This is a genomic window from Streptomyces niveiscabiei, assembly GCF_001419795.1.
Taxonomy (GTDB): Bacteria; Actinomycetota; Actinomycetes; order Streptomycetales; family Streptomycetaceae; genus Streptomyces; species Streptomyces niveiscabiei.
Window position 1 is genome coordinate 1 of sequence record NZ_LIRL01000209.1, and the last position, 13,030, is coordinate 13,030.

15 protein-coding genes are annotated in these 13,030 nt (G+C 70.8%); 8 read left to right on the forward strand and 7 right to left on the reverse strand.

Features of this window, described 5'->3' with window-relative positions; translation table 11 throughout:
* From AOK24_RS11815 to AOK24_RS11825, 3 genes are all read right to left on the reverse strand, one after another.
* Positions 1-765: cation transporter (locus tag AOK24_RS11815; protein ID WP_167376828.1), on the reverse strand; the 765-nt coding region annotated here is incomplete at its 3' end.
* A gap of 82 nt (positions 766-847) precedes the next feature.
* The gene (locus AOK24_RS11820; RefSeq protein ID WP_055720020.1) at positions 848-1,078 is read right to left on the reverse strand and encodes a heavy-metal-associated domain-containing protein; all 231 of its coding nucleotides are present in this window, start codon (positions 1,076-1,078) and stop codon (positions 848-850) included.
* Positions 1,079-1,158: 80 nt separating this feature from the next.
* A complete protein-coding gene (locus tag AOK24_RS11825) occupies positions 1,159-2,109 on the reverse strand; it encodes a PrsW family intramembrane metalloprotease (RefSeq protein ID WP_055720021.1) in 951 nt (316 codons plus the stop codon).
* Between the two features lie 141 nt (positions 2,110-2,250).
* Here AOK24_RS11825 and AOK24_RS11830 point away from each other — a divergent pair, with 141 nt between their 5' ends.
* A complete protein-coding gene (locus tag AOK24_RS11830) occupies positions 2,251-3,294 on the forward strand; it encodes a zinc-dependent alcohol dehydrogenase family protein (protein ID WP_055720022.1) in 1,044 nt (347 codons plus the stop codon).
* Here AOK24_RS11830 and AOK24_RS11835 read toward each other — a convergent pair.
* The 3 genes from AOK24_RS11835 to AOK24_RS11845 all read right to left on the reverse strand — a co-directional run bounded on the left by AOK24_RS11835 (position 3,275) and on the right by AOK24_RS11845 (position 5,221).
* Positions 3,275-3,859: a GNAT family N-acetyltransferase gene (locus AOK24_RS11835; protein WP_055720023.1), complete on the reverse strand. Its 585-nt coding sequence runs from the start codon at positions 3,857-3,859 to the stop codon at positions 3,275-3,277. The two genes, AOK24_RS11830 and AOK24_RS11835, sit on opposite strands and share 20 nt — an antisense overlap.
* A gap of 64 nt (positions 3,860-3,923) precedes the next feature.
* Positions 3,924-4,124, reverse strand: coding sequence for a helix-turn-helix transcriptional regulator (locus AOK24_RS11840; RefSeq protein ID WP_055720024.1), 201 nt, complete (start codon positions 4,122-4,124; stop codon positions 3,924-3,926).
* Positions 4,125-4,303: 179 nt separating this feature from the next.
* Entirely contained in the window at positions 4,304-5,221 is a 918-nt protein-coding gene (locus tag AOK24_RS11845) for a sugar phosphate isomerase/epimerase family protein (RefSeq protein WP_055720025.1), read from the reverse strand.
* Positions 5,222-5,364: 143 nt separating this feature from the next.
* On the opposite strand from AOK24_RS11845, the gene iolC reads away from it, so the two are divergent.
* Genes iolC through mmsA form a run of 5 tightly spaced genes read left to right on the forward strand, consistent with a single transcriptional unit; the run spans position 5,365 to position 11,548 of the window.
* Positions 5,365-6,450, forward strand: a complete 1,086-nt coding sequence (gene iolC / locus AOK24_RS11850) for a 5-dehydro-2-deoxygluconokinase (RefSeq protein WP_079056770.1) — start codon at positions 5,365-5,367, stop codon at positions 6,448-6,450.
* Positions 6,447-7,337: a Cgl0159 family (beta/alpha)8-fold protein gene (locus AOK24_RS11855; RefSeq protein ID WP_055720026.1), complete on the forward strand. Its 891-nt coding sequence runs from the start codon at positions 6,447-6,449 to the stop codon at positions 7,335-7,337. Before iolC ends, AOK24_RS11855 begins: the two co-directional genes overlap by 4 nt.
* A gap of 7 nt (positions 7,338-7,344) precedes the next feature.
* Positions 7,345-8,157: a 5-deoxy-glucuronate isomerase gene (iolB, locus tag AOK24_RS11860; protein WP_055720027.1), complete on the forward strand. Its 813-nt coding sequence runs from the start codon at positions 7,345-7,347 to the stop codon at positions 8,155-8,157.
* Positions 8,154-10,022, forward strand: a complete 1,869-nt coding sequence (gene iolD, locus AOK24_RS11865; protein WP_055720028.1) for a 3D-(3,5/4)-trihydroxycyclohexane-1,2-dione acylhydrolase (decyclizing) — start codon at positions 8,154-8,156, stop codon at positions 10,020-10,022. Before iolB ends, iolD begins: the two co-directional genes overlap by 4 nt.
* A gap of 23 nt (positions 10,023-10,045) precedes the next feature.
* Positions 10,046-11,548 carry a CoA-acylating methylmalonate-semialdehyde dehydrogenase gene (gene mmsA, locus AOK24_RS11870; protein WP_055720029.1) on the forward strand — a complete coding sequence of 501 codons (1,503 nt, stop codon included), beginning with the start codon at positions 10,046-10,048 and terminating at the stop codon, positions 11,546-11,548.
* A 25-nt stretch (positions 11,549-11,573) separates the two neighbouring features.
* On the opposite strand, the gene AOK24_RS11875 is transcribed toward mmsA, so the two are convergent.
* Positions 11,574-11,924, reverse strand: a complete 351-nt coding sequence (locus AOK24_RS11875) for a hypothetical protein (protein ID WP_055720030.1) — start codon at positions 11,922-11,924, stop codon at positions 11,574-11,576.
* A 120-nt stretch (positions 11,925-12,044) separates the two neighbouring features.
* On the opposite strand from AOK24_RS11875, the gene AOK24_RS11880 reads away from it, so the two are divergent.
* On the forward strand, positions 12,045-12,893 hold the full coding sequence (locus AOK24_RS11880) for a DUF5753 domain-containing protein (protein ID WP_055720031.1): 849 nt from the start codon (positions 12,045-12,047) through the stop codon (positions 12,891-12,893).
* A partial coding sequence (locus AOK24_RS44985; RefSeq protein WP_063799434.1) for a DUF397 domain-containing protein occupies positions 12,872-13,030 on the forward strand: 159 nt, incomplete at its 3' end. The genes AOK24_RS11880 and AOK24_RS44985, both read left to right, overlap by 22 nt.

Consider the following 13,030-nt stretch of genomic DNA (forward strand, 5'->3'; position numbering starts at 1 on the left):
GTCGCGCAGGACGGCGACGTCCTTGGCGCCCAGCTCCATCAGCGCCCGCAGCGCGGCCCCGGAACGCCGCTTCGCGCGCGCCTCCAGGTACCGGCCGAGCAGCAGGAACGTGGTGACCCCGGCGGCGACCTCCAGGTACAGCGCGGACGACGCGCCCCCGCGCGAGACGGTCAGGTCGAAGCCGTGCCGCATCCCGGGCATCCCGGCGTCCCCGAAGAACAGCGCCCACAGGGACCAGCCGAACGCGGCGGCCGTCCCGACGGACACCAGCGTGTCCATCGTCGAGGAGCCGTGCCGCAGGTTCGTCCAGGCGGCCTTGTGGAACGGCCAGCCGCCCCAGGCGACGACCGGCGCCGCGAGCGTCAGGGACAGCCACTGCCAGTTGTCGAACTGGAGCGAAGGGATCATCGACAGGAGGATCACGGGGACCGCGAGGACGACGGACACCAGCAGGCGCTGCCGGAGGGCGACGAGTTCCGGATCGTCGCCCTCAGGGGCGTCGGTGTCCGGAACGTCCTCCACGCGCGCGGGTTCCTCGGCGGTGTATCCGGTCTTGACGACGGTGTCGATCAGATCCGTCACCGCTACCCCCGGGGGGTAACTGACCTTGGCTTTCTCGGTCGCGTAGTTGACGGTCGCCTCGACGCCGTCCATCCGGTTGAGCTTCTTCTCGATCCGGGCGGCGCAGGAGGCGCAGGTCATGCCGCCGATGATCAGTTCGACCTCGGCCGTCTGCGGGGCCGCCGGTGCGTGCGTGCTGGACATCTCCGTGACTCCAGGAAGCGCGACGGGCCGTACCCGACCGGGGTCGGTCGTACGGCCCGTCGGAGGGATGGGGGAGCGGGTCTCAGGCCCGGCCGACCAGCTCGAAGCCGGCCTCGTCGACGGCCGCGCGAACGGCCTCCTCGTCCAGCGCGGCGGCCGAGACGACCGTGACCTCGCCGCTGGAGGCGACGGCCTTGACCGAGCTGACGCCCTCGATCTGCGAGATCTCGCCGGAGACGGAGCCCTCGCAGTGGCCGCAGCTCATGCCGCTGACCTTGTAGACGGCGACGACGGTGTCGGTGGGGGCGGTCATGTCGTTACTCCTCGGGAAGGCGTGGGAGAGCGGGGGCCGGCTGGGGCCCACGGTGCTCCTTCTCCTCCGACTGTATACCCCTAGGGGGTATTTCTCCAAGAGGGGTCCCGGCGGGCCAGCGACCGCGCCCACGACAGCCCGAACAGCGCGACACAGGCCATCCCGCCGACCGAGAACAGCGTGAACAGGTGCTCCTGCTGCCGGGTCGCGTCGGCCAGGTACCCCACCTCGAACAGCTCACGCTCCAGATCGACGCTCGTCAGCCGCGTGACCAGCCACACCGCGATCCCGTGCGTCGAGTCCCACAGCGCGTGCAGCAGCGACACGCCGAGGACCGCGCCCACGACCGGGCCGGTGATCCGGAAACGCCCGCTGGGCATCCGGGACGACAGCAGGACGCCCCCGGCGATCGCCGTCCACAGCCCGTGCCCGAAAGGCGCCAGGAGCCCCCTGAGGACCTCCGTCTCGACCAGCGCCCTCAGATCCACCCCCCGGGTCGACACGGCCGCGTCGAAGGCGTACCCGGCGCTCTCCAGGGCCGCGAAGCCGAACCCGACGGTCGCCCCCAGCACCAGCCCCGCGCGCATCCCCCGCAGCCGCACCTGCCGCCGCACCACGAGCATCAGCGCCCCGAGCTTCACGCCCTCCTCGATCAGCCCCACGCCCACGAACATCCACGCGGAGGGGCGCAGCAGATACGTCTCCATGACCGACGCGCCCAGCACCCCGAGCGTCCCCCCGGTCAGGAAGCACCCCAGCAGCACGCTCACCCCGAGGTCGCGCCCGTGCCGCTCGTACGCCCACAGCACGAACGTGACGGGCACCAGGAAGCTCCCCAGCAGGATCAGCGTCGGCAGCAGCGTCGTGTTCCCCGTCGCGTACGTCGTGAGCGCGGTCAGCACCCACAGCGTCAGCCCGCCCGCGAGCGCGTGCTTCCACAGCCCCTCGGGAATCCGCGGGTACGTGGGCGGCGGCTGCTGCGGACCAGGGATACGCGCGCGGGGCGCACCGGGCGGCGGGGAGTGCGTCACAGAGGCCCCTCGGGAGGCGGGGAGGGTGGCTTTCGTCGCACTTTAGGGGGGTGCGCCGGGCACCGCAGTCCGGGCGGCGCGCACGGGGTACCCCCTCACCCCCGCTTCCTGCATGATCGTCGGACCGGAAGGGAGCGCGACATGCGGGCAGTGGTGTTCGAGCGGTACGGCGAGCGGGCCGAGGTGCGGGAGGTGCCCGACCCGCGCGCGCGGGAGCACGGCGTCGTGGTCCGGGTGGAGTCCACCGGCCTGTGCCGCAGCGACTGGCACGGGTGGATGGGCCACGACCCGGACATCGCCCTCCCGCACGTGCCCGGGCACGAACTCGCCGGTGTCGTCGAGGAGACCGGCCCGTACGTCACCCGCTGGCGCGCGGGCGACCGTGTCACCGTCCCCTTCGTGTGCGGCTGCGGCAGCTGCCCCGCCTGCCAGGCCGGCGACCACCAGGTGTGCGAGCGCCAGACGCAGCCCGGCTTCACGCACTGGGGCTCCTTCGCGCAGTACGTCGCCCTGGACCACGCCGACGTCAACCTCGTCGCCGTCCCCGAGGACCTCTCGTACGCCACGGCGGCCTCCCTGGGCTGCCGGTTCGCGACGGCGTTCCGCGCGGTCGTGCAGCAGGGGCGCGTCGCGGCGGGGGAGTGGGTCGCCGTGCACGGGTGCGGGGGCGTCGGCCTGTCGGCGGTGATGATCGCGGCGGCCTCGGGCGCGCGCGTGGTGGCCGTCGACGTCAGCCCGCGCGCGCTGGACCTCGCACGGACCTTCGGCGCGACCGAATGCGTCGACGCGGGCACGGTCGACGACACGGCCGCGTACGTCCGTGAGCTGACCGGCGGCGGCGCCCACCTCTCCCTGGACGCCCTCGGCTCCCCGGCGACCTGTGCGGCCTCCGTCAACTCCCTGCGCCGCAGGGGCCGCCACCTCCAGGTCGGCCTCCTGCCCTCCGACACCGGCACGACCCCCGTCCCGATGGCCCGCGCGATCGCCCTGGAACTGCGCCTGATCGGCAGCCACGGCATGGCCGCCCACACCTACCCGGAGATGCTGGAGGCGGTCCGTACGGGCGCCCTGCGCCCCGACCGGCTCGTCACCTCGACGATCGCCCTGGACGCCGTCCCGCGGGCCCTGGAGGCGATGGGGACGGCGCCGGGCGCGGGCGTGACGGTCATCGAGCCGTGGCGGTGACCCCCTCGGGGTGCCCCCGGTGGACGGCCCACTCGTCCTCCAGGATCGCCATCACCACCTCGTCGACCCACTTCCCGTCCCTCAGCTCGATCTCCTTGCGCACCCCTTCGCGCACGAATCCGACCTTTTCGTAAACCCTTATGGCGCGAGAGTTGAACGCGTACGCCTCCAACTCGATCCGGTGCAGCCCGAGCTGATCGAATCCGTGCCCGACGATCAGCCGCGTCGCCTCGGTCCCGAACCCCCGCCCGCGCCCGCGCGCGCCCAGGAACGTACGGAACGTGCAGCTGCGCGCCGCCGGGTCCCACTCGTTGAGGACGACCTCGCCGACGACCTCCCCCGTCTCCCGGTCCGTGACGGCGAGGTCGAGCCGGTCGCCCTGCGCGCTGCGCGAGCCGTACCAGGACCGCAGGAACTCGGGGCTGAGCGGATTCGGCGAGGCCCCGGTGAACCGGACGACCTCCGGGTCCTCCATGAGGCCGGCCATGACCTCGGCGTCGGCCTCGGTGAAGGGGCGCAGCACGGTCAGGGGGCCGCTGAGAACGGGTTTCACGGAGAAGTCCATGGACGGCACTGTGCCCCACCCGGAGGCGGGGCACAGAACGATTTTCAGGAGCCGCCGGGGCCGGTCACTCCTCCCGGCGGGTCTGGCTCCGGGGTCTCGACGCTGCCCAGGCCCGGACCGTGTCGGCGTACCAGAACGGCTTGCCTCCCTCGACGTGGTCCGGGGGCGGCAGGTGCCCGTGCTTGCGGTAGGAGCGGACGGTGTCCGGCTGGACGCGGATGTGTGCGGCGATGTCCCTGTAGGACCAGAGCTGACGGTCTGTCATGAACTGCTGAACGACGCCGCCCGACCGGAAGGAAGCGGCGGTTGATCACGTGTGACCGAAAGCCCGCGTACACGGAACATGCGTGACATAGGGGTGGTGTTTGTGACACAGCTGACAAAAAATGTCCGGAACGCGCGCCTCAAAGGGAGCGCGTTCCGGACACGGCGAACAGAAGACCCTTATGCCCCGCAGGACCGCAGGAACGCCCGCGTCCGCTGGGCGATCGGCAGCGGCTTGTCCGGCTCGCACGGGTACATGTCCTGCTCGACGATCGCGAACAGGTCGACGTCCAGCTTCCCGGCCGCCTCCAGGACGGGACCCAGCTCCGGCACCCCGGTCGGCGGCTCGCACATGACGCCCTGCGCGACAGCGGGCCCGAACGGCGTCCCCTTCGCGCGCACGTCGGCGAGGATCTCGGGGTCGACCTGCTTGAGGTGCAGGTACCCGATCCGCTCCCCGTACGTCTCGATCAGCTTGACGCTGTCGCCGCCGCAGTACGCGTAGTGCCCGGTGTCGAGGCACAGCGAGACCAGGGAGGAGTCCGTGCCGTCCAGGAACCGGACGACGTTCTCCTCGCTGTCGATGTGCGTGTCGGCGTGCGGGTGGACGACGATCTTCAGGCCGTACTCGTCCCGCACCCGCTCGCCGAGCCGCTCGGTCAGCGTGTTCAGGTTGCGCCACTGCTCCGGCGTCAGCGTGTCGGACTCCAGGACCTCGCCGGTCTTGTCGTCGCGCCAGAAGGACGGGATGACGACGAGGTGCTTGGCCCCCATGGCCTGCGCGAGCACCGCGTTGTCCGCGACGTGCGCCCAGGTCTTCTCCCAGACGGACTCGCCGTGGTGCAGCCCGGTGAAGACCGTGCCGGCCGACACCTTCAGGCCACGTTCGGCGACCTCGCGCGTCAGGACCGCGGGGTCGGTCGGCAGGTACCCGTACGGGCCCAGCTCGATCCACTCGTACCCGGACGCGGAGACCTCGTCGAGGAACCGCTGCCAGGGCACCTGGGCGGGGTCGTCCGGGAACCAGACGCCCCAGCTGTCGGGGGCCGAACCGATCCGGATACGGGAGAGTGAGGGGGATGAGGACAGCGTCGTCATGGGCGTCAGGGTGCGGTCTCCCCGCGAGAGGTGTCAAGACCTGGTCCGAATGTCTGGACAAAGTATTGACAGGGCTCGGAGGGCGAGGCTAGAAAACGGTTGCAGAGCCGATTGCCGTGGAGAGCCGACGCGAAGGGAACCCGATGGCGTACGACCTGATCACCATGGGACGGATCGGAGTGGACCTCTATCCGCTCCAGACGGGCGTCCCACTCCCGCAGGTCACCTCGTTCGGGAAGTTCCTGGGCGGTTCGGCGACGAACGTCGCGGTCGCCGCGAGCCGCCTGGGCCGGCGTACGGCCGTGATCACCCGCACCGGCGACGACCCGTTCGGCACCTACCTCCACGAGGAGCTGCGCCGCTTCGGCGTCGACGACCGCTGGGTCACCCCGGTCGCCGGGCTCCCGACCCCGGTCACCTTCTGCGAGGTCTTCCCGCCGGACGACTTCCCCCTCTACTTCTACCGCCGCCCCAAGGCCCCGGACCTCGAACTCGACGCCCACGAACTGGACCTGACGGCCATTCAGGAAGCGCGCCTGTTCTGGGTCACCGGCACGGGACTCAGCGAGGAGCCCAGCCGTACGGCGACCCTCGCGGCGCTCGCCCACCGGGCGAAGGCCTCCGCGACGGTCTTCGACCTCGACTGGCGCCCCATGTTCTGGTCCGACCCGGAGGCCGCGCGGCCGTTCTACACCGAGGCGTTGAAGCACACGACCGTCGCCGTCGGGAACCTCGACGAGGTCGAGGTCGCGACCGGCGTCCGCGAACCACGGGCCGCCGCACGGGCGTTGCTCGACGCGGGGGTCGAACTCGCCGTCGTCAAGCAGGGACCCAAGGGTGTCCTCGCCGTCAACAGCAAGGGCGAGGAGGCCGAGGTGCCGCCGCTGCCGGTGAGCGTCCTCAACGGCCTCGGCGCGGGCGACGCGTTCGGCGGCTCGCTCTGCCACGGGCTGCTCGAAGGCTGGGACCTGGAGAAGATCATGCGCCACGCCAACGCGGCCGGCGCGATCGTCGCCTCGCGCCTGGAGTGCAGCTCGGCGATGCCGACACCCGCCGAGATCGAGGCGGCCGTCGCGGCGGGCGAGGTCACGCCGGAGCTCTCGGGGGCGGCGGGAGCGGTTGTGCAAACGGTTGCTGAAACGGCCGCCACCTCTGCCGCCGGGACCCCCTCCGACGCCGCCCGGGCGACCGGCGCCACCCCCGACACCCAGACCGGAGACGGCCGATGAGCCCCGTAGCCGTGGACATCGGCGAGATCGTCCGCCTCCGCACCGAACGCCCTCAAGCGGTGGCCGAAGCGGCAGCGTCCCGCGCCCGCCGCCCCCTTGTGAACGACACCGGCCGCCTGATGATCGTCGCGGCCGACCACCCCGCGCGCGGCGCCCTCGGCGTCGGCGGCGACAAGCTCGCCATGGCGAACCGCGCCGACCTCCTCGAACGGCTGTGCCTCGCGCTGAGCCGCCCCGGCGTGGACGGCGTCCTCGCGACCGCCGACATCCTCGACGACCTGCTGCTGCTCGGCGCCCTCGACGGCAAGGTCGTCATGGGCTCGATGAACCGCGGCGGCCTCCAGGGCTCGGTCTTCGAGATGGACGACCGCTTCACCGGCCACCGCGCCGAGGACATCGAGCGGTTGAACTTCGACGCCGGGAAACTCCTCCTGCGCATCGACTACGACGACCCCGGCTCCCTCACCACGCTGGAGACCACGGCCCGCGCGATCGACGACATGGCGGCCCGTCAACTCCCGCTGTTCGTCGAGCCGTTCATCAGCCGCCGCACTCCCGAGGGCAAGGTCGGGAACGACCTGTCGGCGGAGGCGGTGACCCGCTCGATCGCCATCGCCTCGGGCCTGGGCGGCACGTCGGCCTACACCTGGCTGAAGCTCCCGGTCACCGAGAACCCCGACGACATGGCCGAGGTCATGGAGACGTCCACGCTGCCCGCCGTGCTGCTGGGCGGCGAGGTCGGCGGGGACCAGGACGGCGCGTACGAGAAGTGGCGCGGAGCGCTCCAACTCCCCACCGTACGGGGCCTGGTGGTCGGCCGCTCGCTGCTGTACCCGGCGGACGGGGACGTCGCCGCCGCCGTGGACACCGCCGTAGGACTGCTGTGAGGGCCGCATGAGCAACGACCTGTACGTACCCAAGGGCGCGTCCGCGCAAGGCGATTACGCGCTGCACATCGACCCGAAAAGCGCGGGGTGGGGCTACAGCGCCCTGCGTATCGTCGAGTTGGGCCAAGGCGCCGCGCACACCTTCGAGACCGGGGACACGGAGTGGATCGTGCTCCCCCTCGAAGGCGGATGTACCGTGCAAACAGAGGGAAAACAGTTCCAACTCCTGGGCAGGGAAAGCGTTTTCGCGGGGGTAACCGACTTCGCGTACGTTCCCCGGGACGCCCAGGCAACGATCGCCTCCGGTGCGGGAGGCCGCTTCGCCCTGGCAGGAGCGAAGTGCGAGCGACGACTCCCCGCCCGCTACGGCCCCGCACCGGAGGTCCCCCTCGAAGCACGCGGCAGCGGCAACCGGCTGCGCCACGTGCGCAACTTCGCCTCGGCCGACGCCTTCGACTGCGACAAGCTGATCGCCGTCGAGGTCGTCACGCCCGGCGGCAACTGGTCCTCGTACCCGCCGCACAAGCACGACGAGCACCGGCCGGGCGAGGAAGCCGAGTTGGAGGAGATCTACTACTTCGAGATCGACGGCCCGCACGGCATCGGCTACCAGCGCGTGTCCCCCTCCCGCGAGGGCGGCGCGGACGTCCTGGCCGAGGTCCGCTCGGGTGACGCCGTCCTCGTACCCGACGGCTGGCACGGCCCGTCGATCGCGCAGCCGGGCCACGACATGTACTACCTGAACGTCATGGCCGGACCGGGGGACACCCGCGAATGGCGGATCTGCTTCCACCCGGACCACACGGAGGGTTACCGATGACCACCAGGCTCACAGTGGCCCAGGCGCTCGTGCGCTTCCTGGCCGCCCAGTACACCGAACGCGACGGACAGCGGCAGCGGCTGATCAGCGCGACCTGGGGGATCTTCGGCCACGGCAACGTGGCGGGCCTCGGCCAGGCCCTACTGGAGTACGACACCCGGATGCCGTACCTCCAGGGTCGTAACGAGCAGTCGATGGTCCACGCGGCGGTCGGCTACGCCCGCCAGTCGAACCGGCTCTCCACGCACGCGGTGACGACGTCGATCGGCCCCGGCGCCACGAACCTCGTGACCGGCGCGGCCCTCGCGACGGTGAACCACCTCCCCGTCCTCCTCCTCCCGGGTGACATCTTCGCGACCCGCGTCGCCGACCCGGTCCTCCAGCAGCTCGAAGTCCCGTACGCCGGGGACGTGTCGGTGAACGACGCGCTGCGCCCGGTGTCGAAGTACTTCGACCGCGTCACCCGCCCCGAGGCCCTCATCCCGGCCGCGCTCCAGGCGATGCGCGTCCTCACGGACCCGGTCGAGACCGGCGCGGTGACCCTCGCGCTCCCGCAGGACGTGCAGGCCGAGGCGTACGACTGGCCGGACGAGTTCTTCGCCGACCGCGTGTGGACCGTACGGCGTCCCGGCGCCGACCCGGTCGAGCTGTCGGCGGCGATCGAGGCGGTCAAGGCGGCCCGGCGGCCCCTGATCGTCGCGGGCGGCGGCGTCCACCACAGCCGCGCGGAGGAGGCGCTCGCGTCCCTCGTGAGGACGACGGGTATCCCCGTCGCCTCCACCCAGGCAGGCAAGGGCTCCCTCTCCTACGACCACCCTCAGGACGTAGGCGGGGTAGGCCACACGGGTACCGCCACCGCCGACGAACTGGCCCGCACGGCCGACCTGATCATCGGCGTCGGCACCCGCTACACCGACTTCACGACCGCCTCGAACACCCTCTTCGACGCGGACGCCCGCTTCCTCAACCTCAACATCGCGGGGTACGACGCGCACAAGCTCACGGGCCTCCCGCTGGTGGCGGACGCGCGCAGTGCGCTGACCGAGCTGGCCGTAGCTCTCCAGGACTACCGCGTTACTACCGCCTACGTGGACGAGTACACGCAGGACAAGGAGCGCTGGGAGCAGCGCGTCGACGCGGCGTACGAGGCGACCGAGCAGGATGTGCGGCCGACTCAGCCTCAGGTACTAGGGGTACTGGACGCCCTCTCCGACGAGTCGGACATCGTCATCAACGCGGCCGGCTCCCTCCCCGGCGACCTGCACAAGCTGTGGCGGGCCCGCTCCAAGGACGGGTACCACCTGGAGTACGGGTACTCCTGCATGGGGTACGAGATCCCGGCGGCCATCGGCGTCAAGATCGCCGCCCCCGAGCGCAACGTGTGGGCGCTGGTCGGCGACGGCACGTACCTGATGATGCCGACCGAGATCGTCACCGCCGTACAGGAGGGCATCGCGATCAAGATGCTCCTCATCCAGAACCACGGGTACGCGTCCATCGGCGGCCTCTCCGAGGAGACCGGCGGCGAGCGGTACGGCACCGCCTACCGCTACCGCGCGCCCGACGGCACCTTCTCCGGTGCCCCCCTCCCCGTGGACCTCGCGACCAACGTCGAGAGCCTCGGGATGCGCGTCCTGCGCGCCAAGACCGTCGGCGACCTGCGCGAGGCCCTCGCCGAGGCGCGCGCCGCCGACACCCCCACTTGTGTCTACGTCGAGACCGAAACGGCAGACACAGTGTCGGGAGCGCCCCCGGCGCAAGCCTGGTGGGATGTTCCCGTGGCCGAGACCGCGACCCGACCGTCCGCCGTCAAGGCCCGTGAGCAGTACGAACGGCACGTCGCCACCCGTCGCCGCCACCTCTGATCGACAAGAAGGAGCATCTGGTCATGACGAAGATCGTCAACCACTGGATCGGCGGCAAGACCGTCGAAGGCGCGTCGGGCACGTTCGGTCCGGTCACGGACCCGGCGACCGGCGCGGTCACCACGAAGGTCGCGTTCGCGACGGTCGACGAGGTCGACGCCGCCGTCGCCGCCGCGAAGGACGCGTTCACGAGCTGGGGTCAGTCCTCCCTCGCCAAGCGCACCGAGATCCTCTTCAAGTTCCGCGCGCTGCTCGACGCCAACCGCGACGCCATCGCCGAACTCATCACCGCCGAGCACGGCAAGGTCCACTCCGACGCGCTCGGCGAGGTCGCCCGGGGCCTGGAGATCGTCGACCTCGCCTGCGGCATCAACGTCCAGCTGAAGGGCGAGCTGTCCACGCAGGTCGCGAGCCGCGTCGACGTCGCCTCGATCCGTCAGCCGCTGGGCGTCGTCGCGGGCATCACGCCGTTCAACTTCCCTGCCATGGTGCCGATGTGGATGTTCCCCATCGCCATCGCGACCGGCAACACGTTCGTCCTCAAGCCGTCCGAGAAGGACCCGTCGGCGTCCCTCAAGATCGCCGAACTCCTCGCGGAGGCCGGTCTCCCGGACGGCGTCTTCAACGTCGTCCACGGCGACAAGGTGGCGGTGGACCGCCTGTTGGAGCACCCCGACGTCAAGGCCGTCTCCTTCGTCGGCTCGACCCCCATCGCCCGCTACATCCACACCACCGCCTCCGCAAATGGCAAGCGGGTCCAGGCACTTGGCGGCGCGAAGAACCACATGCTGGTCCTCCCCGACGCGGACCTCGACGCGGCTGCGGACGCGGCCGTCTCCGCTGCGTACGGCTCCGCCGGCGAGCGCTGCATGGCCATCTCCGCTGTCGTCGCGGTCGGTTCGATCGGCGACGAGCTGGTCGCCAAGATCCGCGAACGCGCCGAGAAGATCAAGATCGGCCCCGGCAACGACCCGACGTCCGAGATGGGCCCCCTCATCACCGCCGCGCACCGCGACAAGGTGGCGTCGTACGTGAAGGGCGCGGCTGGCGAGGGCGCCGAAGTAGTCCTGGACGGCAGCGACTTCACCGTCGAAGGCTTCGAGGACGGCCACTGGATCGGCATCTCCCTCCTCGACAAGGTCCCCACGACGGCCAAGGCGTACCAGGACGAGATCTTCGGCCCCGTCCTCACGGTCCTCCGCGTAGACACGTACGACGAGGGCATCGCCCTCATCAACGCGTCCCCCTTCGGCAACGGCACCGCGATCTTCACCCGCGACGGCGGCGCCGCCCGCCGCTTCCAACTGGAGGTCGAGGCAGGGATGGTGGGCGTCAACGTCCCGATCCCCGTCCCCGTCGGCTACCACAGCTTCGGCGGCTGGAAGGACTCGCTCTTCGGCGACCACCACATCTACGGCAACGACGGCACCCACTTCTACACACGAGGCAAGGTCATCACGACCCGCTGGCCGGACCCCTCCGAGGGCCCCTCGGGCGTCGACCTGGGCTTCCCCCGCAACCACTGAGCCCGCCGACTGAACAACGCTCCGCTCACCCCGACTTGGGGCCGAGCGGGGCGTCGTCGTCCCCCTCGAAGCCACCGTCCTCGAAGCCGTCGTCCCCCACCCCGAGCCGCCGCCCCCGCGACTCCGCGACCCGCACGGTGTCCCGCAGACACTCGGCCAACCGCCGCCCGGCGAACCGCACTTCGCGCGGCGCGGAGTCGGGGTCGTCCAGCAGGACCTTGGCGTGCCCGAGCACTTCGACGGCGGTGTCCATCTGCGTGGCCTCGATCTCGTCGGCGAGTCGAGTGATGCGTCCCTTGCCACTGGGGTCGGGGGAGAGGTAACAGGGCCGGCCGTCGAGGGTGGTCCAGGGGAGCAGGCGGAGTTTGGGGTCCATGGGGGTGCCTCCGAGAGGGGGGGTAACCGTTTGTGCCTCCATGGTTGCGTTCTGTCGCTAGCCTCGGGTAGGTGAGAGCCGTTAACGGCTGGAACCTGAAACGGGTGGACGACCGACGACATGACCACTGACGCGAACGATCTCGAAGTGCCCTGCACCGCAAGCGAGTCGTACCGCAGGGAGCTCAACCGCCAGCGCATCCTGGCGGGTCTGTCCTTCGGCCAGTTGGCGGCCATCGTCAAGTACAGCAAACCGCACGTCTACGGCGTGGAGATGGGGACGCGTCCGCCGCTGCCGCCGATCTCCGAGAAGTTCGACGCGGCGTTCGGGACGGGGGTGTTGTTCCAGGGGATGTACGCGGCGATCCTGCGGGAGAGGCCGCTGAAGCGGTTCGACCACTGCCTCGCGCTGGAGGCGAAGGCGGTGCGGATCCAGGCGTACGGCGCGACTCTCGTGCCGGGGCTGCTCCAAACCGAGGCGTACATGCGGGCGTTGTTCCTCCGGGACCACCCCAGTGCGGCACCCGAGGAGGTCGACCGTTTCATCGCGAAACGCCTGAGCCGACAGGAGATCCTGCACGGCGACACCCGCCCCGAGTACTGGGCGATCCTGGACGAGGCGGTGCTCCGGCGCGCGGTGGGCGGACCGGCGGTGATGCGTGAGCAACTCGCCGCGCTCCTGGCCTTGGTGGACACACCGCGTACGACGATCCAGGTGATCCCGTTCGACGTCGGCGCGTACGAAGGCATGAACGGCACCCTCATCCTGCTCACACTCCCCGACCACTCCGTCACCGTCTACCAGGAAGCGTCCGGCATCGGAGAGAGCTTCGATGATCGCGGTACCGTGCGACGCCGCCTGCGCGACTACGATCGGATGAAAGCCCGCGCTCTCTCGCCGGAGGCGTCCGCGGCGATGATCGAAGCGGCGATGGAGACGTTCACACCATGCGAGCCACCCCAGACCTGACCGGCGCCCTCTGGCGCAAGTCCACCCACAGCGACGCCCAGCCGGGCGGCGAGTGCGTCGAGGTGGCCCACAACATCCCGAACCTCATCCCGGTCCGCGACAGCAAGACCCCCCACGCCACCCCCCTCACCTTCACC

Bases quoted from the DNA above. Each gene is read 5' to 3' on its own strand.
- AOK24_RS11820 (WP_055720020.1), bottom strand. From the start codon at position 1,078: ATGACCGCCCCCACCGACACCGTCGTCGCCGTCTACAAGGTCAGCGGC.
- mmsA (WP_055720029.1), top strand. From the start codon at position 10,046: ATGACGAAGATCGTCAACCACTGGATCGGCGGCAAGACCGTCGAAGGC.
- AOK24_RS11855 (WP_055720026.1), top strand. From the start codon at position 6,447: ATGAGCCCCGTAGCCGTGGACATCGGCGAGATCGTCCGCCTCCGCACC.
- AOK24_RS11845 (WP_055720025.1), bottom strand. From the start codon at position 5,221: ATGACGACGCTGTCCTCATCCCCCTCACTCTCCCGTATCCGGATCGGT.
- AOK24_RS11875 (WP_055720030.1), bottom strand. From the start codon at position 11,924: ATGGACCCCAAACTCCGCCTGCTCCCCTGGACCACCCTCGACGGCCGG.
- AOK24_RS11840 (WP_055720024.1), bottom strand. From the start codon at position 4,124: ATGACAGACCGTCAGCTCTGGTCCTACAGGGACATCGCCGCACACATC.
- AOK24_RS11880 (WP_055720031.1), top strand. From the start codon at position 12,045: ATGACCACTGACGCGAACGATCTCGAAGTGCCCTGCACCGCAAGCGAG.
- AOK24_RS11830 (WP_055720022.1), top strand. From the start codon at position 2,251: ATGCGGGCAGTGGTGTTCGAGCGGTACGGCGAGCGGGCCGAGGTGCGG.
- iolD (WP_055720028.1), top strand. From the start codon at position 8,154: ATGACCACCAGGCTCACAGTGGCCCAGGCGCTCGTGCGCTTCCTGGCC.
- iolC (WP_079056770.1), top strand. From the start codon at position 5,365: ATGGCGTACGACCTGATCACCATGGGACGGATCGGAGTGGACCTCTAT.
- AOK24_RS11835 (WP_055720023.1), bottom strand. From the start codon at position 3,859: ATGGACTTCTCCGTGAAACCCGTTCTCAGCGGCCCCCTGACCGTGCTG.
- iolB (WP_055720027.1), top strand. From the start codon at position 7,345: ATGAGCAACGACCTGTACGTACCCAAGGGCGCGTCCGCGCAAGGCGAT.